This is a genomic window from Halomonas sp. YLB-10 (assembly GCF_003856855.1).
GTDB classification, from domain to species: domain Bacteria; phylum Pseudomonadota; class Gammaproteobacteria; order Pseudomonadales; family Halomonadaceae; genus Halomonas; species Halomonas litopenaei.
Map to the genome: position 1 here is coordinate 632,790 of NZ_RRCU01000002.1, position 20,304 is coordinate 653,093.

At 65.8% G+C, this 20,304-nt stretch carries 18 protein-coding genes; 15 read left to right on the top strand and 3 right to left on the bottom strand.

Annotated elements, in window-relative coordinates; all coding sequences use genetic code 11:
* Positions 1 to 376 precede the first annotated feature (376 nt).
* Positions 377 to 589, bottom strand: a complete 213-nt coding sequence (gene rpmE / locus EBB56_RS06630) for a 50S ribosomal protein L31 (RefSeq protein ID WP_045991147.1) — start codon at positions 587 to 589, stop codon at positions 377 to 379.
* A 169-nt stretch (positions 590 to 758) separates the two neighbouring features.
* Between rpmE and EBB56_RS06635 the strand changes: the two genes are divergently transcribed.
* From EBB56_RS06635 to tatC, 13 genes are all read left to right on the top strand, one after another.
* The gene (locus EBB56_RS06635; RefSeq protein WP_124803452.1) at positions 759 to 2,984 is read left to right on the top strand and encodes a primosomal protein N'; all 2,226 of its coding nucleotides are present in this window, start codon (positions 759 to 761) and stop codon (positions 2,982 to 2,984) included.
* 139 nt (positions 2,985 to 3,123) lie between these two features.
* Positions 3,124 to 4,809 carry an arginine--tRNA ligase gene (gene argS / locus EBB56_RS06640; RefSeq protein ID WP_124803454.1) on the top strand — a complete coding sequence of 562 codons (1,686 nt, stop codon included), beginning with the start codon at positions 3,124 to 3,126 and terminating at the stop codon, positions 4,807 to 4,809.
* Positions 4,810 to 4,812: 3 nt separating this feature from the next.
* The gene (locus EBB56_RS06645) at positions 4,813 to 5,547 is read left to right on the top strand and encodes an SPOR domain-containing protein (RefSeq protein WP_045991150.1); all 735 of its coding nucleotides are present in this window, start codon (positions 4,813 to 4,815) and stop codon (positions 5,545 to 5,547) included.
* Between the two features lie 274 nt (positions 5,548 to 5,821).
* Positions 5,822 to 6,340, top strand: a complete 519-nt coding sequence (hslV, locus tag EBB56_RS06650; RefSeq protein WP_045991151.1) for an ATP-dependent protease subunit HslV — start codon at positions 5,822 to 5,824, stop codon at positions 6,338 to 6,340.
* Positions 6,341 to 6,342: 2 nt separating this feature from the next.
* Positions 6,343 to 7,665 (top strand): ATP-dependent protease ATPase subunit HslU, encoded by a 1,323-nt coding sequence (gene hslU / locus EBB56_RS06655; RefSeq protein ID WP_045991152.1) that lies wholly within the window; start codon positions 6,343 to 6,345, stop codon positions 7,663 to 7,665.
* 123 nt (positions 7,666 to 7,788) lie between these two features.
* Positions 7,789 to 8,172, top strand: coding sequence for a gamma-butyrobetaine hydroxylase-like domain-containing protein (locus EBB56_RS06660; RefSeq protein ID WP_124803456.1), 384 nt, complete (start codon positions 7,789 to 7,791; stop codon positions 8,170 to 8,172).
* Between the two features lie 128 nt (positions 8,173 to 8,300).
* A complete protein-coding gene (ubiE, locus tag EBB56_RS06665) occupies positions 8,301 to 9,047 on the top strand; it encodes a bifunctional demethylmenaquinone methyltransferase/2-methoxy-6-polyprenyl-1,4-benzoquinol methylase UbiE (protein ID WP_045991154.1) in 747 nt (248 codons plus the stop codon).
* 7 nt (positions 9,048 to 9,054) lie between these two features.
* A complete protein-coding gene (locus tag EBB56_RS06670) occupies positions 9,055 to 9,696 on the top strand; it encodes an SCP2 domain-containing protein (RefSeq protein WP_124803658.1) in 642 nt (213 codons plus the stop codon).
* Positions 9,693 to 11,315: a ubiquinone biosynthesis regulatory protein kinase UbiB gene (ubiB, locus tag EBB56_RS06675; RefSeq protein WP_045991155.1), complete on the top strand. Its 1,623-nt coding sequence runs from the start codon at positions 9,693 to 9,695 to the stop codon at positions 11,313 to 11,315. Before EBB56_RS06670 ends, ubiB begins: the two co-directional genes overlap by 4 nt.
* Before the next feature lie 22 nt (positions 11,316 to 11,337).
* Positions 11,338 to 11,670 (top strand): phosphoribosyl-ATP diphosphatase, encoded by a 333-nt coding sequence (locus tag EBB56_RS06680; RefSeq protein WP_045991156.1) that lies wholly within the window; start codon positions 11,338 to 11,340, stop codon positions 11,668 to 11,670.
* Positions 11,671 to 11,727: 57 nt separating this feature from the next.
* Positions 11,728 to 11,991, top strand: a complete 264-nt coding sequence (gene tatA / locus EBB56_RS06685) for a Sec-independent protein translocase subunit TatA (RefSeq protein WP_045991157.1) — start codon at positions 11,728 to 11,730, stop codon at positions 11,989 to 11,991.
* Between the two features lie 6 nt (positions 11,992 to 11,997).
* Entirely contained in the window at positions 11,998 to 12,468 is a 471-nt protein-coding gene (gene tatB, locus EBB56_RS06690) for a Sec-independent protein translocase protein TatB (RefSeq protein WP_045991158.1), read from the top strand.
* Positions 12,465 to 13,241, top strand: a complete 777-nt coding sequence (gene tatC, locus EBB56_RS06695; protein ID WP_045991159.1) for a twin-arginine translocase subunit TatC — start codon at positions 12,465 to 12,467, stop codon at positions 13,239 to 13,241. The genes tatB and tatC overlap by 4 nt, the downstream gene beginning before the upstream one ends.
* 167 nt (positions 13,242 to 13,408) lie before the next feature.
* Here the strand turns inward: tatC and elbB are convergent, their stop codons facing one another.
* Positions 13,409 to 14,074: an isoprenoid biosynthesis glyoxalase ElbB gene (gene elbB, locus EBB56_RS06700; protein ID WP_045991160.1), complete on the bottom strand. Its 666-nt coding sequence runs from the start codon at positions 14,072 to 14,074 to the stop codon at positions 13,409 to 13,411.
* A gap of 204 nt (positions 14,075 to 14,278) precedes the next feature.
* Between elbB and hemB the strand changes: the two genes are divergently transcribed.
* Positions 14,279 to 15,286, top strand: a complete 1,008-nt coding sequence (gene hemB, locus EBB56_RS06705; protein WP_124803458.1) for a porphobilinogen synthase — start codon at positions 14,279 to 14,281, stop codon at positions 15,284 to 15,286.
* 47 nt (positions 15,287 to 15,333) lie between these two features.
* Positions 15,334 to 17,556 carry a polyphosphate kinase 1 gene (gene ppk1 / locus EBB56_RS06710; protein WP_045991162.1) on the top strand — a complete coding sequence of 741 codons (2,223 nt, stop codon included), beginning with the start codon at positions 15,334 to 15,336 and terminating at the stop codon, positions 17,554 to 17,556.
* Between the two features lie 342 nt (positions 17,557 to 17,898).
* On the opposite strand, the gene EBB56_RS06715 is transcribed toward ppk1, so the two are convergent.
* Entirely contained in the window at positions 17,899 to 20,028 is a 2,130-nt protein-coding gene (locus tag EBB56_RS06715) for a PhoX family phosphatase (RefSeq protein ID WP_124803460.1), read from the bottom strand.
* Between the last annotated feature and the right edge of the window lie 276 nt (positions 20,029 to 20,304).

The window sequence follows — 20,304 nt, forward strand, 5'->3', positions numbered from 1 at the left end:
CTGACAATGTCGACAACTTTTGCTGCATTGCACCAACCCTTGTCATGAAGAAAGATGCAAGGAAGGTGAGCGCAGAGATGGGCCAAGGGTGACGCTGGAAGCTCACCGCTCGGGCAAGCGCGAGTTCGCCCCGTGACAACGATGAGGCCCGACCATCGCCTCCCTTTGCTGCTTGAAGCCTAGTCGCCCGCCGCGCGTTGCGCATTGATGCAACGCAATAACGGCATCGCTCACGCGGTCGCGGGCCCTGTCCTTTGCTCCCGTTTCTCTGCGCGCCCCCAGACGCAACGAACCCGCCATGAAGGCGGGTTCGAAGGGGACATTGCCCGAGCATCGTCGACCAGCGTTTCTCGCTGGCGCGTTCAGCTCCGTACGATCAACGCTTGAGCGCGGCACCGAAACGCTTGTTGAAGCGCTCGACGCGACCACCGGTGGTGGCCTGCTTCTGCTTGCCGGTGTAGAACGGGTGGCACTGAGAGCAGACGTCCAGGCTCAGGTCGTGGCCAGCGGTGGAACCGACCTCGAAGGTGGCGCCGCAGGAACAGGTCGCATTGACCGTCTTGTAATCCGGGTGGATACCTTGTTTCATCGTGAACCTCACTTTTCGGTATGCCGCCACCTGATCCATTGCCAGGCACCGCATACGGGTAATGGCACGGGCACTCGTTGGTGCGTCGTCAAGCCCCTGTGCCGGCCGGTGATCCGCTCCCATCAAGGAAGCGGCGGAGTATTCTAGCAGACTTCATTGTGGAGGCCAATTGGCTGACTCTCCTGCCCCGCGCGTGCTGCGGATCGCCATTCCATCTCCCCTTCGCCGCCTGTTCGACTACCTCCCCCAGGGGGCGCCCCCGCCAGGGGGCTGGTCGCCGGGGCTGCGCGTGCGCGTCGAGTTCGGCCGCCGCCAGGTGGTGGGCGTCATCGTCGACTGTCGTGACGACAGCGACCTGCCGCTGGCCAAGCTGAAGCCGATCCAGGCCTGTCTGGACAAGGCGCCGCTGCCAGGCGATTGGCTGTGGTTATGTCGATTCACCTCGCGCTACTACCAGCACGCCCTCGGCGACACCCTGGCCCATGCCATGCCGGTGTTGCTGCGTCAGGGACGCCCGCTGGAGGCGCGGGTACGCGAACGCTGGCAGGTCGCCTTGAACGGCGATCCTGCCCGCCTGGGCCGGGCTCCGCGCCAGGCCGAACTGCTGGAGATGCTGCGCCAGCATCCCCAGGGCCTCACCACCCAGGTGATCCAGGCGCAATCCTTCACCCGCGACCAGCTCAAGGCGCTGGAAGCCAAGGGGCTGGTGAGCTGCCACGAGGAAACCCTCACCGGCCCCACCCCCGACGACAGCCAGGGCCTGCTGGCGAGCCCGGCGCTGGCCCTGAACGACGAGCAGGCCAAGGCGCTGAACCAGCTCCACCAGGGGCTCGATCGCTTTCACCCTTGCCTGCTGCACGGGGTGACCGGCAGCGGCAAGACCGAGGTCTACCTGCAGTTGATCGAGGCGGTGGTGGCCAAGAAGCGCCAGGCGCTGGTGCTGATTCCCGAAATCGGCCTGACCCCGCAGACCCTGGGGCGCTTTCGCCAGCGCTTCCGGGTCCCGGTGGTGGCGCTGCACTCGGGGCTGACCGACCACGAGCGCCTGGACGCCTGGGAGGCGGCGGCCAGCGGGAGGGCGCCGATTATCATCGGTACCCGCTCGGCCATCTTCACCCCGCTGGCACGTCCAGGCCTGATCATCGTCGACGAAGAACACGACGGTTCGTTCAAGCAGCAGGACGGGCTACGCTACCACGCCCGCGACCTGGCGGTGGTGCGCGCCAAGCGCCATGGCATTCCGCTGCTGCTGGGGAGCGCCACGCCGTCGCTGGAGAGCCTGCACCGCGCGCGCACCGGTGACTACGCTCACCTGCGGCTGACCCGACGGGCCACTCGCCACGCTCCCGCTCGACTGGAGCTGGTCGACCTCAAGGGGCGCCCTCGGCGCGGCGGCCTGATTCCGCCGGTCATCGACGCCATCAAGGCAACGCTGGATGCCGGCCACCAGGTGCTGGTGTTCATCAATCGCCGCGGTTTCGCCCCCACCCTGGCCTGTCACGCCTGCGGCTGGATGGCCGAGTGCGACCACTGTGACGCACGCATGACCTGGCACCGCCAGCCGCCGATGCTGGCCTGCCACCACTGCGATCGCCGCCGGGTCATTCCCGACGCCTGCCCGGACTGCGGCAGCGCCGACCTGCGTCCGCTGGGTAGCGGCACCGAGCGTACGGAGGAGAGCCTGGCCGAAACCTTTGCCGAGACCCCGGTCCACCGCATCGACCGCGACAGCACCCGGGCCAAGGACGCGCTCGAGAAGATGCTCACCGAGGTCCGGCGTGGTGAACCAGCGATCCTGGTCGGGACCCAGATGCTGGCCAAGGGCCACCATCTGCCCCACGTCACCCTGGTCGTGGTGGTCAACGCCGACGCTGGCCTCTACGCCAGCGACTTTCGCGCGCTGGAGCACTCGGCCCAGTTGCTTGAGCAGGTGGCCGGGCGCGCCGGCCGCGCCGCCCACCCTGGCCGAGTGCTGGTGCAGACCATGCACCCGGACGACCCCAGCCTGCGTCTATTGGCCGAGCGCGGCTACGACGCCCTGGCCGAGTCGCTGCTGGAAGAACGCCGCATCGCCGCCCTGCCGCCACTGCGCTTCATGGCCCTGGTCCGCCTGGAAGGCCCCCGGGAAGACGCCCTGACGGCACTCGCCCGGGAGATCGCCGGAGAATTGCGCGAGCAGGTACGTAGCCTGGCTCTGGATCTCGACTGCCTCGGCCCGGTACCGGCCCCCATGGAGCGCCGTCAGAACCGCTACCACCTGCAGATCGCGCTAATTGCGGAGCGACGCAGTCAGCTGCACCCGGCGCTCGAATGGCTGGCCCACCGTCTGGAAGCCTGGCCCGAGGCGCGGCGTATCCGCTGGTCCATTGACGTCGATCCGCAGACCCTGAGCTGAGGTCCGATACGCTGAGCTTTGCCGCCCCGGCCTTTAAAGGCCAGGCGCAATCATCGATAATACGCGGTCTGCCCGCCGACAGGTGCTCCCGCCAGGATTCGCCGCGCTCGGCCACCGTGCCACAGGACATAGACGCCTCATGAAAGACACCATCGTTGCGCTGCTGGATGCCGCTCTTGCCGAGCTCAAGCAGCAGGAAGTCGTTCCCCAGGAGCTTTCCCCGGCCTACAAGGTCGACCCGACCAAGGACAAGGCCCACGGCGACTACGCCACCAACCTCGCCCTGATGCTGGCCAAGCCGGCCAAGGCCGCACCGCGCCAGGTGGCGGAAAAACTGGTCGCGGCCCTGCCCGAAAGCGCCGCCGTGTCCAAGGTCGAGATCGCCGGCCCCGGCTTCATCAACTTCTTCGCCGCCACCGACGCCGCGGCCCAGGTGGTGCGCCAGGTGCTGGACGCCGGCGACGCCTTCGGCCGTAGCCTGGCCGGCGCTGGCGAAAAGGTGCAGGTGGAGTTCGTTTCCGCCAACCCCACCGGCCCCCTTCATGTCGGCCACGGCCGAGGCGCCGCGGTGGGCGACTGCCTGTGTCGCCTGCTCGAGGCCACCGGCTACGACGTCACCCGCGAGTTCTACTACAACGACGCCGGCGCCCAGATCACCAATCTGGCGCTGTCGGTGCAGGCCCGCGCCAAGGGGCTGGGCCCGGACAGCGACGGCTGGCCGGAGGACGGCTACCGCGGTGGCTACATCGAGGACGTGGCCAAGGCCTACCTGGCCGGCGAGACCATCCACGCCGACGACCGCCACGTCATCGCCAAGGGTGACCCGGAGGATCTCGACGCCATCCGCGAGTTCGCCGTGGCCTACCTGCGTCGCGAACAGGACCTGGACCTGCGCGCCTTCGGCGTCGGCTTCGATGTCTACTTCCTCGAGTCCTCGCTGTACCAGCAGGGCAAGGTCGAGGAGACCGCCCGTCGCCTGACCGATAACGGCCACACCTACGAGCAGGACGGCGCCCTGTGGCTGCGCACCACCGACTTCGGCGACGACAAGGATCGGGTGATGCGCAAGAGCGAAGGCGGCTACACCTACTTCCTGCCCGACGTGGCCTACCACCTGGACAAATGGCAGCGCGGCTTCACCAGCGTAATCAACGAGCAGGGTGCCGACCACCACTCCACCGTGACCCGGGTACGCGCCGGCCTGCAGGCGCTGGATGTCGGTATCCCCCAGGGCTGGCCGGACTATGTGCTGCACCAGATGGTGCTGGTCACCCGTTCCGGAGTCGAGGTCAAGCTGTCCAAGCGGGCCGGCAGCTACGTCACCCTGCGCGACCTGATCGACGAGGTCGGCCGCGACGCCACCCGCTTCTTCCTCGCCGCCCGTCGCGCTGACTCCCAGCTGACCTTCGACATCGATCTGGCGCGCTCGCAGTCCAATGACAACCCGGTGTACTACGTACAATACGCCCACGCCCGGGTCTGCAGCGTGCTGCGCAAGGCCGAGAGCGAAGGCCTGGCCTTCGACCACGCCACCGCCATGGCCAACCTGGGCCTGCTCGAGGCAGACCAGGAAAAGGCCCTGCTCAATCGCCTGGCGCGCTATCCCGAGGTGGTCGAGCACGCCGCCAAGGCCCGCGAGCCGCAGCAGATCGCCCAATATTTGCAGGATCTGGCAGCCGACTTCCATAGCTGCTACAACGCCTGCAAAGTCATGGTCGACGACGACGCCCTGCGCAATGCGCGCCTGGCGCTGGGCCTGGCCGCGCGTCAGGTGCTGCGTAATGGACTCGACCTGATGGGCGTCGGTGCACCGGAGGAGATGTAAGCCATGGCCACTCGCAAGGCGCCCCCGCGCAAGCGCGGAGCAACCACCAGCCAGAAGCGCAGGCAAGCACCCAAGCAGGCCCGCGGGGGTATCCCAGGCTGGCTGTGGGCCGCCGTCGGCGTGGCCGCAGGCTTCCTGCTGGCTCACCACCAGAACGGTACCGCTCCCTGGCAGGATCCCCGTTCACCGGTGGCGGCGGTACTGCCCAAGCCCTCCAGCGGCGAGCAGCAGGGCAGCAATGCGAGTGGCAGTGCACAAGGCGGACAGACCAGCGAAAGCGAGCCGCCGATGCCGACGTTCGAGTTCTATACCCTGCTGCCGGAGTCCGAAGTCATCGCCTCCGATGAGGAGATGCCGGCGTCCACCGCCAAGCGCCCCGAGGCGGCCCAGCCGAGCGAGGACGAGATCTCCGCGGACGACCCCATCGCCGCGGTGATCGCCGCCAACTCCCGCGAAGAGGAAGCGTCGTCCACGCCATCCGAGACACCGCGCAGCGCCGAGCGTCGCTACATGCTGCAGGCGGCCTCCTTCCGCGAGGTCAACGATGCCCGACAGCTCGCCGGGCGACTCAAGGACTTCGGCCTGCTGGCCAAGATCAGCGAGGTCGAGGCCACCGGCGGCGCCACCTGGCATCGGGTGCAGGTCGGCCCCTACAGCGATCGCAATGAACTGTCGCGGGCCCAGGATCTAATGAGCACTCAAGGCATCGAGCCGCTGCTGATCCAGCTGCAGAACTGACGTCGGCACACCTCCTCCTTCTGAAGCTACGCCCACCAGGCCCAGAACGTCATGTCTGGGCCTGGTGGGTGCTGGCCACCGCTCAAGCACCCATCGTGGCGGTATCTCTCTTCCTTCTGCTGCGCCGTCTTCTCGTCGAAGCGAGCCGCATTCCCGAGTCGCCCGCGCTTGAAATCCTTGCGACCCGCCCGCACCTACCAGCCTATCGCTTATGCAGAGGGCTCTGCCCCTCGACAGTCACCGGAGGCCTCGGCTTCCCCAAGGAGAATTCTCCATGACCACGATCGTTTCCGTTCGCCGCGGCGACCAGGTGGCATTGGCCGGCGATGGCCAGGTGTCACTGGGCAACACGGTGATGAAGGGCAACGCCAGCAAGGTGCGTCGCCTCTATCACGGCCAGGTGCTGGCCGGTTTTGCCGGCGGCACCGCCGACGCCTTCACCCTGTTCGAACGCTTCGAGGCCCAGCTGGAGAAGTACCAGGGCAACCTGGTCAAGGCCGCGGTGGAGCTGGCCAAGGACTGGCGCACCGATCGCGCCCTGCGCCGCCTCGAGGCGCTGCTGGCGGTGGCCGACAAGAAGGCCTCGCTGATCATCACCGGCAACGGTGACGTGGTGGAACCCGAGCGTGGCATCATCGCCATCGGCTCCGGCGGCAACTACGCCCTGTCCGCCGCCCGCGCGCTGCTCGAGAACACGGAACTGTCGCCCCGCGAGATCACCGAGAAGTCGCTGGAGATCGCCGGTGACATCTGCGTGTTCACCAACCATCACGTGACCCTGGAAGAGCTTTGATCATGACCCAGATGACGCCCCGCGAAATCGTCCACGCGTTGGATCAGTACATCGTCGGTCAGCAGGATGCCAAGCGCTCCGTGGCCATCGCCCTGCGTAACCGCTGGCGCCGCATGCAGCTCGACGGCGAGCTGCGCCAGGAGGTCACCCCCAAGAACATTCTGATGATCGGCCCCACCGGCGTCGGCAAGACCGAAATCGCCCGGCGCCTGGCCAAGCTGGCCAAGGCTCCCTTCATCAAGGTCGAGGCGACCAAGTTCACCGAGGTGGGCTACGTCGGCCGTGACGTCGAGTCGATCATCCGTGACCTGACCGAGGCAGCGATCAAGCTGGTACGCGAGCAGGCCAAGGAAGAGGTCGGCCACCGCGCCGAGGATGCCGCCGAGGATCGCATCCTCGACGCCCTGCTGCCGCCACCCCGTGGCCAGGAAAACGAGCCGCGCGAGGACTCCTCGACGCGCCAGATGTTCAGGAAGAAGCTGCGTGAAGGCCAGCTCGACGACAAGGAGATCGAGATCCAGGTGTCGCCCCAGGCGCCCAACCTCGAGTTCCAGACACCGCCGGGCATGGAAGAGATGACCAGCCAGCTACAGAACCTGTTCTCCGGCATGGGCAAGGGCAAGACCGAGACCCGCAAGGTCACGGTCAAGGAGGCCTTCACCATCCTTCGCGACGAGGAGGCCGGCAAGCTGGTCAACGAGGACGACATCAAGTCCCGCGCGGTGGAGGCAGTGGAGCAGAACGGCATCGTCTTCCTCGACGAGATCGACAAGGTCGCCAAGGGCAGCGGTCAGTCCAGCGGCGGTGAGGTCTCCCGTGAGGGCGTCCAGCGCGACCTGCTGCCGCTGATCGAAGGCTCCACGGTGTCGACCAAGTACGGCATGGTGAAGACCGACCACATCCTGTTCATCGCCTCCGGCGCCTTCCACCTGTCGCGTCCCTCGGATCTGATCCCCGAGCTGCAGGGCCGTCTGCCGATCCGTGTCGAGCTGTCGGCGCTGACGCCGGACGACTTCAAGCGCATCCTGACCGAGCCGTCCGCCGCCCTGACCCGTCAGTACGAGGCGCTGCTGGCCACCGACGGCCTCGAGGTGCGCTTCACCGATGACGGCATCGAGCGTATCGCCGAGATCGCCTTTAACGTCAATGAAGGCACCGAGAACATCGGCGCCCGTCGCCTGCACACGGTAATGGAGCGGCTGCTCGAGGAGGCCTCGTTCAAAGGCTCGGATCTCGGCAACCCGCTGGTCATCGACCGTGCCTACGTCGACTCTCAGCTCGGCGAGCTGGCCATGGACGAGGATCTGAGCCGGTATATCCTGTAACCACCGGCCAAGCACCCTCGATGACCGGGCCGCCGCGCACTGCGCTGCGGCCCGGTTGTGCTTTCGACGCCGCCAATACTGACGTCCGGGCACGCCAACCGTGCTGAAACAGAGAGGATCGCCATGAGCGCCCCCACTCCGACCCTGGTGCACTACCACAGAAAGGCCCGCGAGCTCGAAATCGGCTACGCCGACGGCTCCCGCCACCGCCTGTCGGTGGAGTACCTGCGGGTGTTTTCTCCCTCCGCCGAGGTCCGTGGCCACGGCGGCGACACCGCCACCCTTCAGGTCGGCAAGAAGGACGTGGGCCTTGCCGACATCACCCAGGCGGGCCGCTACGCCCTCAAGCTGCACTTCGACGATGGCCACGACAGCGGCCTCTATAGCTGGGACTATCTGGACTGGCTGATCCGCGAGCGCGAGGCCAACTGGGCCGACTATCTCAAGCGTCTGGACGAGGCCGGCGCCAGTCGCGAGCCGTTGGGTATCGAGATCCGTCAGCTCTAGCGATCGACACCGGTGTGGCGACAAGCCGGGTGACGGTCAAAGACAAGCCACCTCGGCAAGGCTACAATGGCCGCTGCCAAAGAGCCCCCGTCGGCTCTTCTCGCCATCGCTCACGACTCGGGAGTCCCATGGATAAGCGCACCACCCACTTCGGTTTTCAGGACGTGCCGGTCGAGGAAAAGGCCTCACGTGTCGCCGATGTCTTCCACAGCGTGGCGGCTCGCTACGACGTGATGAACGACCTGATGTCCTTCGGTATCCATCGGCTGTGGAAGCGCCTGACCATCGAACGTTCCGGCGTCCGGCCTGGTCATAGCGTACTCGACATCGCCGGCGGTACCGGCGACCTGGCGCTGAAGTTCTCGCGCATGGTGGGACCGCGCGGCAAGGTGGTGCTGGCCGACATCAACGCCTCCATGCTCGGGGTGGGACGCGACAAGCTGATCGACCGTGGTGTCGGCGGCAACGTCGAGTACGTCCAGGCCAATGCCGAATGCCTGCCATTTCCCGACAATACCTTCGACTGCATCACCATCGCCTTCGGTCTGCGCAACGTCACCGACAAGGACGCCGCCCTGGCCTCCATGGCGCGCATCCTCAAGCCCGGCGGCCGCCTGCTGGTGCTGGAATTCTCCAAGCCCGACAATCCGCTGTTGACCCGCGCCTACGACGAGTACTCCTTCCGTCTGCTGCCGAAGATGGGCGAACTGGTGGCCGGCGACGCCGACAGCTATCGCTATCTGGCCGAGTCGATCCGCATGCACCCGGATCAGGAAACGCTCAAGGGCATGATGGAAACCGCCGGACTCGAGCGCGTCGAATACACCAATCTCACCGGCGGCATCGTCGCGCTGCATCGCGGCATCAAGCTTTGAGGACATGATGGCCTTGACCCCGACCCTGCTGCTGGCCGGCATCGAGAAGACCGTCAACGCCCTGCTCGCACGCGACCCTGCCTCGCCTTCTCGGCTGCGCTCGCTGGCGGGCCAGCGGGTGCTGATGTGCCTGGAGTCCCCGCGTGTCCAGCTGGCGCTGTGCTATCACCCCCAGGGGCTCGACCTGCTGCTGGTGGACGAGGTCGATGAAGGCGCCTGGGACGCCATCGTCGAGCTGGACAGCGACACCCTGGGCCGGCTGGCCGGCGGCGCCGACATGGAACGGCTGATGTTCGAGGGCCGCCTGGCGGTGCGCGGCAAGATCCACCTGCTCGAGGCGACCCGCGACCTGCTGCTGGATCTCGACCTGGATTGGGAGGCTGAGCTTGCCCGCTATCTCGGCGACCTGCCGGCTCACCAGCTCGCCGAAGGCCTGCGCGGCCTGTCCCGCTGGGGCCTGCGCACCCACCGTGAGCTGTGCGCCGACGTCTCCGAGTACGTCTTCGAGGAAGCCCGCTGGCTGCCCGGCCGCCATCAGCTCGAGGCCATGCGCGAGGCGCTGACCGAACTGGAGCTGGCCACCGACCGTACTGAGGCACGTCTCAAGCGCCTGACCCGTCGCCTGGCCCGGGAGAACGACGTCTCATGATCCTCCGCCCGCTGCGCATCATCTGGGTCGTCACCCGCTACCGTCTCGACACCCTGCTGCCGCTGGAAAAGCTGCCCTGGTGGCTGCGGCTGATATTCACCTGGTCGCCGCTCAAGCTGATTCCCGTCGGCGAGCGCTCCCGCGGCGAACGCCTGCGTCTGGCGCTGGAGTCACTGGGGCCGATCTTCGTCAAGTTCGGCCAGATGCTGTCGACCCGTCGCGACCTGTTCCCCGACGATATCGCCAACGAACTCAAGCGGCTGCAGGATCAGGTACCGCCCTTCCCCGGCGAGCAGGCCGAGGCACTGATCGAGGAGTCCCTGGGCGAGCCGCTCGAGGTACTGTTCGCCGAATTTTCCCGTGAGCCGCTGGCCTCGGCCTCGATCGCCCAGGTCCATACCGCCAGGCTACCCGACGGCCAGGACGTGGTGGTCAAGGTGATTCGCCCAGGCATCGAGCGGGTCATGCGCCAGGACATGGCGCTGATGTACCTGGTGGCGCGAGCGCTGAACAAGGTGCCGGAAGCGCGCCGGCTTCACCCGGTGGAAGTGGTCCGCGACTACGAGACCACCCTGTTCGACGAGCTCGACCTGACCAAGGAAGCGGCCAACACCTCCCAGCTCAAGCGCAACTTCGACAAGTCGCCACTGTTGTATGTGCCGTCGATCCACTGGCCGCTGACCCGCCACAAGGTGATGGTCCAGGAACGCATCCACGGCGTGCCGGTGGCCGACATCGAGGCGCTCAAGGCCCAGGGCACCGACCTGAAGCGCCTGGCCGAGCGCGGCGTGGAGATCTTCTTCACCCAGGTATTCCGCGACAACTTCTTCCACGCCGACATGCACCCGGGCAACATCTTCGTCTCCCGCCAGGCGCCGTCCGATCCCCAGTACATCGCCATCGACTGCGGCATCGTCGGCAGCCTTACCCGGGAAGACCAGGACTACCTGGCGCGCAACCTGCTGGCCTTCTTCCACCAGGACTACTACGAGGTCGCTGCACTGCACATCGAGTCCGGCTGGGTGGCCGAAGATACCCGCGCCAACGAGTTCGCGGCGGCGGTACGCACGGTATGCGAGCCGATCCTCGAGAAACCGCTCAAGGACATCTCGTTCGGCCAGGTGCTGCTGGGCCTGTTCCAGACCGCGCGGCGGTTCAACATGGAGGTCCAGCCCCAACTGGTGTTGCTGCAGAAGACCCTGCTCAATATCGAAGGCCTGGGCCGTCAGCTCTACCCGGACCTGGATCTGTGGGCCACCGCCAAGCCCTATCTGGAGCGCTGGATGAAGGAGCGCGCCGGCGCCCAGGGCCTGTGGGAGTCGTTCAAGCGGCAGGCACCGGAGCTGACCCGGCAGCTACCGGAATTGCCGGTGCTGGCCCACCAGGCGCTGTCCCAGACCGAGAAGCGATCGCGCCAGATCACCCAGCAGGGCGAGGTCATGACCCATATTCTCGGCCAGCTGACCCGCCAGGCCAGGCGAATACGCCGGACCCGACTGGGGCTCGCCCTGGCCGCGGTGGCGCTGGCCTGGCAACCGCTGTCCGGCTGGTTGACCGATCAGCCCTGGCCGGTCCTGGTCGCTGCGGGCATCGGCACACTGCTGGTGATCTGGAACTGATCTTTTAATGGAATCTTCACCGATGAGCGATATTCTGAACCAGCTCGACGCCGCCCTCAGCGAACGTCGGCACGCCGATCCTGACACTTCCTACGTTGCCTCCTTGCATCACAAGGGGCTGAACAAGATACTCGAGAAGGTGGGCGAAGAGGCGGTGGAGACCGTGCTTGCCGCCAAGGATGTTGACGCGGATCCAGCCAGTCGCGAGGCGTTGATCGCCGAAACGGCAGACCTGTGGTTTCATAGTCTGGTGATGCTCTCGCACCTGGGACTCGACCATCGGCAGGTGCTGGATGAACTCGCCCGACGCTTCGGCGTATCGGGGCATGAGGAGAAGGCCTCGCGCCGCTCCTGAGCCTCGGCGGGAACCAACGATTCACGGCGCCTGGCGCCGCATATTGAGGAAGTTCTTATGTTAGGTGGTATCAGTATCTGGCAACTGCTGATCGTACTCGGCATCATCATCCTGATCTTCGGCACCAAGAAGCTCCGCAACGTTGGCAGCGACCTGGGTGGCGCGGTCAAGGGCTTCAAGAAGGCCGTCAACGAAGATGAGGACAAGTCGGAGGAGGCCAAGCCCCAGGCCCAGGTCCGTCATGACGAGACCGATACGCCCAACAACACCTACGACGTCGAGGCGGAGCGCAAGCCCGAATCCTCCGACGAGCGCAAGTAACGCCACATGTTCGATATCGGCTTTCTGGAACTGCTGATCATCGGGGTGGTGGGACTGCTGGTGCTGGGTCCCGAGCGCCTGCCCAAGGCCGCGCGTACCGCCGGCCTGTGGATCGGACGCATCAAGCGTTCGGTGGCCGGCATGCAACGCGAGATCAGCGCCCAGCTCGAGGCCGAGGAACTGCGCCAGAAGCTCAAGGAGCAGGAACGCAAGCTGGACGACAGCGTCAACCAGGCCAAGCGCAGCGCCGAACAAGCCAAGCGCAGCGTGGAATCCATCGCCGACACCCCGAACAAGGGCAACGGCGGGCAGGCGGATTCCACCGGCGCCCAGTCTGCCTCGGCCGGCCAGCGGCTGGACGACGCCGTCGACAGCGCCGCACGCGCCTCGTCGTCCAGCGCTTCGGCTTCCACGCTCTCCCCCGCTCCCAGCGATGACACCGCCTCTTCCGAGCACAAGGACTCCGCCACCCGATGAGCGATACCGGTGACACTCCGCCGTCAAGTCAGGGCCACGCCCCACTGATCGAACACCTGGTGGAGCTGCGCTCGCGGCTGATGCGCGCCGTGATCGCCATCCTGGTGATCTTCCTGGCGCTCTACGCCTTTTCCAACGACATCTACCAGTTTGTCGCAGACCCCCTGATGGAGCTGCTGCCGGAAGGCTCCCAGATGATCGCCACCGAGGTGGCGTCGCCCTTCCTGGCGCCGTTCAAGTTGACCCTGGTAGTGGCGGTGTTCGTGGCCATTCCCTTCGTCCTGCACCAGGCCTGGGCCTTCGTGGCGCCAGGGCTGTACGACAAGGAAAAGGCCCTGGCGCTACCGCTTCTGGCCTCGAGCGTCCTGCTGTTCTATCTCGGAGCGGCCTTCGCCTACTACGTGGTCTTTCCCCTGCTGTTCGCCTTCTTCACCCAGACCGGGCCGGAGAACGTGCAGGTGATGACCGATATCAACCAGTATCTCAACTTCGTGCTGAAGCTGTTCTTCGCCTTCGGTATCGCCTTCGAGATCCCGATTGCCACCTTCCTGCTCATCCTCACCGGCGCCGCCAGCGTCAAGAGCCTGAGCGCCAAGCGCCCCTACGTCATCCTCGGCTGTTTCGTCATCGGCATGCTGATGACCCCGCCGGACGTGGTCAGCCAGAGCCTGCTGGCGGTACCCATGTACCTGCTCTACGAGGTCGGGCTGCTGTTCGGCCGGCTGGTCAAGAGGCGGAGCAGCGATGACGAGGAAGCGCCGGACGAGGCGTGATCGCCACACCGGCAGAGCCCCCGTCAGCAGAATGCACAAAGCCCGAGGCATTGGCCTCGGGCTTTGCTTTTTTACCGCTCTCGCACCGGTGGTGTTCAAGGCGCTTGGCGACAATGATCAGCCATCGTCTGGCGTCTCAGCGGGGCCTGGCCCCGCTGAGACGGCGCTCAGGTGTTGACGTCCATCATCTCGTCGATACGATCCACCAACTTGTTGATGCCCAGCGCCGCCTCGCTGATGCGGGTAGCCAGCATATAGGCGGGGGTGGTCACCAGGCGATGCTCGAAGTCCACCACGATATCGTCCACCGCACAGCTGCGATGCAGGCCGCCCATGGCGCTGATGCAGCCACACACCTCGGGGTCGGTACCGATGGTGACGGCGATGCCTGGCCCCAGCACCTTGGGCACCAGCACCGGCGCGATGCACATCAGACCGATCGGCTTGCGCGCATCGTGAAACTCGATCAACAGCTCAGCCAGGTCCTCGTGGACCTCCATCTCGGACTTGGCCGTGGCGTAGTTCGAAAGATTCTTGGCCGCCCCGAAGCCACCGGGCAGGATCAGGGCATCGAAGTCCGATGCCGACAGTTCGTCCAGCGGCGAAATCTCGCCCCGGGCCAGGCGGGCGGACTCGACCAGCACATTGCGCGTCTCCTCGACGGCCTCCCCGCTGTGGTGGTCGATCACCTCCTGGTGAGCGATATCCGGGGCAAAACAGCGATAGGCGATGCCCAGCTGGTCCAGGCGCAGCAGGGTCAGGGTGGTCTCGTAGATCTCGGAACCATCCTGTACGCCGCAGCCCGACAAGACGATCGCTACCTGTTTACTCATGTCATTCTCCTTTATAGCGCGTCGCGAACGGGGCCGGACGCGGCCAAGACTGCCACTACTCTAGAGAGTCGCCACGGGTGCGACAAGACGCGACTTTCGGCGAACGGGAGAGGAGGAATATACTCAATCAATGTCATGCTTTTGTCATGAAGTGCCACCAGACTAGCGCGTGGCGCCGAATCCTTGCTTCCGTGGAGTGCCGTCTTGAGTGCCATTACCCCTCGTCTTTACCCCGCCAGCCGTCCTCGCCGCATGCGCAAGGACGACTTCTCCCGCCGCCTGATGCGCGAGAACCAGCTGAGTGCCGACAATCTGATCTGGCCAGTCTTCGTGCTCGAGGGCGAAGGCCGCCGCGAGGCTGTACCGTCCATGCCCGGGGTCGAGCGCCTGTCGCTGGACCTGTTGATCGAAGAGGCCCGCGAGGCCGTCGAGCTGGGCATTCCCGCCATTGCGCTGTTTCCGGTGGTCGACGCCGACAAGAAAAGCGAGCTGGCCGAAGAAGCCTACAGCGCCAGCGGCCTGGTCCAGCGCAGCGTGCGCGAGCTCAAGGCCGCCCTGCCCGAGCTCGGCGTGATCACCGATGTCGCCCTGGACCCCTACACCAGCCACGGTCAGGACGGCATCCTCGATGAAGACGGCTATGTGGCCAATGACCGCACCGTCGAGACCCTGATCAAGCAGGCGCTGTCCCATGCCGAGGCCGGGGCCGACGTGGTCGCCCCTTCCGACATGATGGACGGGCGTATCGGTGCCATCCGTGAACTGCTCGAGCGTGAAGGCCTGCACAACACCCGCATCATGGCCTACAGCGCCAAGTACGCCTCGCGCTACTACGGCCCCTTCCGCGATGCGGTGGGCTCGGCGGCCAACCTGGGCAAGGCCGATAAGTCGACCTACCAGATGGACCCGGCCAACAGCGACGAGGCCCTCCACGAGGTCGCCATGGACATCACCGAAGGTGCCGACATGGTGATGGTCAAGCCCGGCATGCCCTACCTGGACGTGGTCCGCCGGGTCAAGGACGAGCTGCGGGTGCCCACCTACGCCTACCAGGTGAGCGGTGAATACGCCATGCACATGGCCGCCTTCGACAACGGCTGGCTGGACGCTGACACTGTCATCCTCGAGTCGCTGATGTGCTTCAAGCGTGCCGGCGCCGACGGCGTGCTGACCTACTTTGCCAAACGCGCGGCCAGGCTATTGGCCCGCTGATCAGGGGAGGGAGCGGCGCCCTTCCCGAGCCCCGACGAGGAACCACCATGGAAGACGCGCAGAGCGACAACGCCACGATTGAACATGCGACCCTGGGCAAGTCCGACGTCTCGATGAGCGACGCGCCCCAGGCCGATACCCCGGTGCCGCGCCTTAACCAGACGCGCACCGGCATCAAGCCCAAGGCAATGCCGGACCCTGAGGCCGACCTCACTGACCCGAGCCTCTACTTCAATCGCGAGCTGTCGCATCTGCAGTTCAACATCCGGGTGCTGGAACAGGCGCTGGACCAGGCGCACCCGCTGCTCAACCGCCTGATGTTCCTGTTGATCTTCTCCTCCAACATGGACGAGTTCTTCGAGATCCGAGTGGCAGGACTGAAGAGCCAGCTGGCCGTGGGCGACGACACCACCGGTGCCGACGGCCGCAGCCCGCGTTCGGTGCTCGACGAGATCTCGAAGATCGCCCACGAACACGTCGAGCGTCAGTACCGCATCCTCAACGAGCAGCTGATCCCTGCCATGGAAGCCCACAACATCCGCTTCCGTCGGCGTGGAGACTGGACCAAGCAGCAGCGCAAGTGGGTCCATGATTACTTCTCCACCGAGATCATCCCGGTGGTCAGCCCCATCGGGCTGGACCCCTCGCACCCCTTCCCGCGGCTGGTCAACAAGAGCCTCAACTTCATCGTCGAGCTTGAGGGCAAGGACGCCTTCGGCCGCGAGGGCGGCCTCGCCATCCTGCCGGCGCCACGTTCGCTGCCCCGGGTCATCGCGCTGCCGGATGAGCTGTGCGAGGAAGGCTTCACCGAGTATCTGTTCCTGTCGTCGATGATCCACGCCCACGCCGACGAGGTGTTCCCGGGGATGAAGGTCAAGGGCTGCTACCAGTTCCGTCTGACCCGCAACGCCGACATGACGGTCGATCCCGAAGAAGTCTCGGACCTGGCCTCGGCCCTGCGCGGCGAGCTGCTGGCCCGGCGCTACGGCAGCGGCGTGCGCCTGGAGGTGGCCGACAACTGCCCCGAGGAACTCTCCGACTTCCTGATCAAGCAGTTCCAGCTCGAACCCAGTGACCTCTATCGGGTCAATGGCCCGGTCAACCTGACCCGCATGATGTCGGTACTGGGTGACGCCGACCGGCCCGATCTGATGTACCGCTCCTTTACCCCCGGCGTGCCCAAGCAGGTCAAGCAACCCAACTCCATCATGCAGTCGATGCAGGAAGGCGACATCCTGCTGCATCACCCCTTCCAGTCGTTCACCCCGGTGGAGGACCTGCTGCGCGAGGCCGCCCGCGACCCCGACGTGCTGGCGATCAAGCAGACCCTGTATCGCACCGGTGCCGACTCACCCATCGTCAACGCCCTGGTCGAGGCCGCCGGCCAAGGCAAGGAAGTGACGGTGGTCATCGAACTGCGCGCCCGCTTCGACGAAGCCGACAACCTGGCGCTGGCCTCGCGCCTGCAGGAGGCCGGCGCCATCGTCATCTACGGGGTGATGGCCTACAAGACCCACGCCAAGATGATGCACATCGTGCGCCGCGAGAAGGGCGCGCTGCGCCACTACGCTCACCTCGGCACCGGCAACTATCACTCCAAGACGGCCAAGCTCTACACCGACTACAGCCTGCTCACCGCGGACCCTGTGCTGTGCGCCGACGTGCACAAGGTGTTCCAGCAACTGTCCGGCATGGGCCGCACCCGCCAGATCGAGAAGCTGCTGCACGCCCCCTTCACCCTGCACGAACGGGTCGTCGAAATGATCGAGCGGGAGGCAAGCTACGCGCGCAAGGGCAAGCGCGCCCATATCATCGTCAAGTGCAACTCACTAACCGAACCCAAGCTGATCCAGGCGCTCTACCGCGCCTCCCAGGCCGGCGTCGAGTGCGACCTGATCATCCGCGGCATGTGCTGCCTGCGCCCTGGCCTGCCCGGCATCTCCGAGAATATCCGGGTGCGCTCGGTGATCGGTCGCTTCCTCGAACACACCCGGGTGTTCCACTTCCACAACGACGGCAAGCCCGAGATATGGGGCTCCAGCGCGGACTTCATGGCGCGCAACATGTTCCATCGGGTCGAGACCTGCTTCCCGCTGCTCGACAAGAAGCTCGCCGCCCGGGTGCGCAAGGACCTCGAGACCTATCTGGTCGACAACTGCCAGAGCTGGCTGCTGCAGGCCGACGGCACCTACATCAAGCAGGATCCGGGCGAGGCCGCACCGATCTCCGCCCAGGAAACGCTGCTGTACGCCTACGCCGCCCGGGCTTGAGTAAAGCGGCGCGTTAAAGCGCCACAGACGCACCGGCAACACCACCCAGGCCCCTCGCCAGCGACGCTGGCGAGGGGCTTCTTCATGTTGTCGTCATGTGTCCTGACGGCTGCCGGGCGCCGCTTGGCCCGCGCCTTGGCCGACCCAAGCGGTTCCCGGACCAACCGCCTCCCGCTTCAGGCTGCCGATCATCCAGCCCTGGACACCCAGACCCTAGAAAAAACACCCCGGCTCCCTGAAAAGGGAGCCGGGGTGCTGGGGCGGCGCAAGACGTCAGACGTCGACAACGCCCCTGGAGATTGCCCGAAAGGCCGACGCAAGCCGACACCTTTCGGACACGTCCTAGACGCCGATCTGGCCGCCGTCTTCGCGCTGGATCACCACCGTGGCGGCGCGCGGTCGCACGCTGGCATCAGACGCCTGGGTCGCGTCGTCACTGGCCGGCCAGTTGCCCGGATGCTGGATATTGATAAACAGCGCGGTCTTGTCCGGCGTGGGGAAGATGCCGGTGACCTCGCAGCCGTTGGGGCCCACGCAGAAACGCTTGAGCTTGTCCTGGTTGGCCCCGGAGATCACCGCGGCGGCACCATCGGCACGCTCGAGCTCCGCCGGCACGACCGCCAGCACCTGGTCATTGGTGCTCTCGGTGACGCCCTCGTAGCCGTTGTCGGTCTGGATCCACAGGATGCCCTGGCCGTCGCCGCGCTCATCGAAGTAGAGCCCATCGGGACTGGCGAATTCGTTGTCGGCGGTCAGCCCGGACAGGTTGTTCTGGTCACTGGCCGCGGCACCGAACACGAATACCTCCCAGTCGAAGGCGGTGGCATCGCTGCCCTCGCGCCAGCGGATGATCTGACCGGCCTCGTTGTTCGCCCGCGGGTTGGCCGCATTGACCGGTGCCGTGGCGTAGCCGTTGCCCAGCGCGGTGATGTTGTCGCCGTCGCCGGTCAGGGTCGCCTCGGTGCCGTCTTCGGTACGCTTCGAGTTGTTGGTCAGGGTCATGTAGACCTCGCCGGTGGACGGGTCCACCGCGCCCCACTCAGGGCGATCCATCGGTGTGGCACCCATCAGGTCGGCGGCATCACAGGTGTGGATGATCACCCCGGCCAGGTCATCGGCGTCGAGTTCCAGCGCCTCGGCCAGGGTACGGCCATCCTGGGTGGAAGCGTCCGGCGTCAGCGGCAGCCACTCGCCGCTGCCATCGGCGTTGAAGCGAGCGACGTAAAGGGTGCCGCTGTCCATGTACTTGTCACCGATCGCCAGGCGATCGGCCTCGGCGCCGGGAGCGATGGCATCCGCCGGGTCCCAGGCCGCCTCCGAGACAAACTTGTAGATGTACTCGTTGCGCGAGTCGTGACCGGAGTAAAACACCACCGGCTCGCCTGCTACCAGCTTGCCCGGCCAGCAGCCCTCGTGGCGGAAGCGGCCCAGCGCCGTGCGCTTGATCGCCTGCCTGCCGGTATAGGGGTCGATCTCGACGATATAGCCGAACTGACGCGGCTCGTTGCGGTAGTCACCGCTGGCGTCGTCGGCGACGGGGTCGCCGATCAGACGGGTAAATTCGTCGTCGCGTTCGCTGTCATCACCCGCGGCGGTCTCCCAGCCGTAGCGTCCGCGACCACTGGCGATGCCAAGACGGTCATCGTCCAGGGTACGGCCTTCGTTCTTGACGAAGTAGGCCGGCCAGTTCTCCTCGCAGGTGAGGTAGGTACCCCAGGGCGTGTAGCCGTGGGCACAGTTGTTGTTGGTGCCGCGAGCCTGGGTGCCGCCCGGGGAATACCTGGTCTTGACGTAGTCGCTGCCCGCCACCGGCCCTGACAGGTGCATCGGGGTGGCGCTGGTGTAGCGACGGTTATGGGCGGAACCCTTGACGTGGCTCCAGCGACCATCGGCGTCCTTCTTCACCTCGACCACGGTCACCCCGTGGGCGTTGATCTCGGTGCGCACCTCGTCCGCCGGACGCTTGCCTTCGGTCATGTTGGTAGGGCCGCCCTGGGGCGCCCACAGCGCGTTCTCGTCGATGTATTCGTTGTTCATCACCAGCAGGAAGCGCTCGGAGGCCGTGCTCTCATCCAGCGCGAAAGGATGCATGCCGTCGTGATGCATGCCGACGCTGGCCGCCTGGGCCTGGGGCGTCATCGTCAGATCCTCGCTCCATTCGGGCGCGCTGTCGTCAAGCGGCGTACCCCAGGGCACCAGCACCTGGGCGGTATAGCCCGGCGGCACCACCACGGCGTCGCTGCGCGAACCGGCAATCGACTCGAAGGCCAGCGCCAGCGGCGTCTTGGCCATCCCTGACGACGGCTCGTTGGCGAAGGCCGAGAGACCAAAGCTTCCCAGCATGGTCATGGCCGCCATGCCCATGCCACCCTTCATCACCGCTCGCCGGGAAAGACGACGGTCGAGCACCGAGGAGAAGGGTTCATTACGGCTGGGATTCAACAGACGATGATCTTCAATTTCCTTGCTCATTGCGCAGTCCTCTTCTTGCAGCCCTCTGTTCGCCGTCAAGGCGTGGGCTGTCGGTGCCAGTCACTGTTGCCGGCCTCGGGTATCGGAGGGGAAAGTCGATCACAGGGGCGACGGCGGTCCGCCGACAACACTAGGTAGTCCAGATGACACTCGTATGACGATAGACGAGGTTGACGCAGAGCACAGGAAGTAGCGCTATTGTAAAAAGAGTAACAGTTGGTGAAAGAAAATGGCTTCGCTCGTCGACACAGTGCACCAACAATCGCTATCGACAGG

Coding starts and splice junctions, on each gene's coding strand:
- rpmE (WP_045991147.1), bottom strand. CDS start 589: ATGAAACAAGGTATCCACCCGGATTACAAGACGGTCAATGCGACCTGT.
- argS (WP_124803454.1), top strand. CDS start 3,124: ATGAAAGACACCATCGTTGCGCTGCTGGATGCCGCTCTTGCCGAGCTC.
- EBB56_RS06645 (WP_045991150.1), top strand. CDS start 4,813: ATGGCCACTCGCAAGGCGCCCCCGCGCAAGCGCGGAGCAACCACCAGC.
- hslV (WP_045991151.1), top strand. CDS start 5,822: ATGACCACGATCGTTTCCGTTCGCCGCGGCGACCAGGTGGCATTGGCC.
- hslU (WP_045991152.1), top strand. CDS start 6,343: ATGACCCAGATGACGCCCCGCGAAATCGTCCACGCGTTGGATCAGTAC.
- EBB56_RS06660 (WP_124803456.1), top strand. CDS start 7,789: ATGAGCGCCCCCACTCCGACCCTGGTGCACTACCACAGAAAGGCCCGC.
- ubiE (WP_045991154.1), top strand. CDS start 8,301: ATGGATAAGCGCACCACCCACTTCGGTTTTCAGGACGTGCCGGTCGAG.
- EBB56_RS06670 (WP_124803658.1), top strand. CDS start 9,055: ATGGCCTTGACCCCGACCCTGCTGCTGGCCGGCATCGAGAAGACCGTC.
- ubiB (WP_045991155.1), top strand. CDS start 9,693: ATGATCCTCCGCCCGCTGCGCATCATCTGGGTCGTCACCCGCTACCGT.
- EBB56_RS06680 (WP_045991156.1), top strand. CDS start 11,338: ATGAGCGATATTCTGAACCAGCTCGACGCCGCCCTCAGCGAACGTCGG.
- tatA (WP_045991157.1), top strand. CDS start 11,728: ATGTTAGGTGGTATCAGTATCTGGCAACTGCTGATCGTACTCGGCATC.
- tatB (WP_045991158.1), top strand. CDS start 11,998: ATGTTCGATATCGGCTTTCTGGAACTGCTGATCATCGGGGTGGTGGGA.
- tatC (WP_045991159.1), top strand. CDS start 12,465: ATGAGCGATACCGGTGACACTCCGCCGTCAAGTCAGGGCCACGCCCCA.
- elbB (WP_045991160.1), bottom strand. CDS start 14,074: ATGAGTAAACAGGTAGCGATCGTCTTGTCGGGCTGCGGCGTACAGGAT.
- ppk1 (WP_045991162.1), top strand. CDS start 15,334: ATGGAAGACGCGCAGAGCGACAACGCCACGATTGAACATGCGACCCTG.
- EBB56_RS06715 (WP_124803460.1), bottom strand. CDS start 20,028: ATGAGCAAGGAAATTGAAGATCATCGTCTGTTGAATCCCAGCCGTAAT.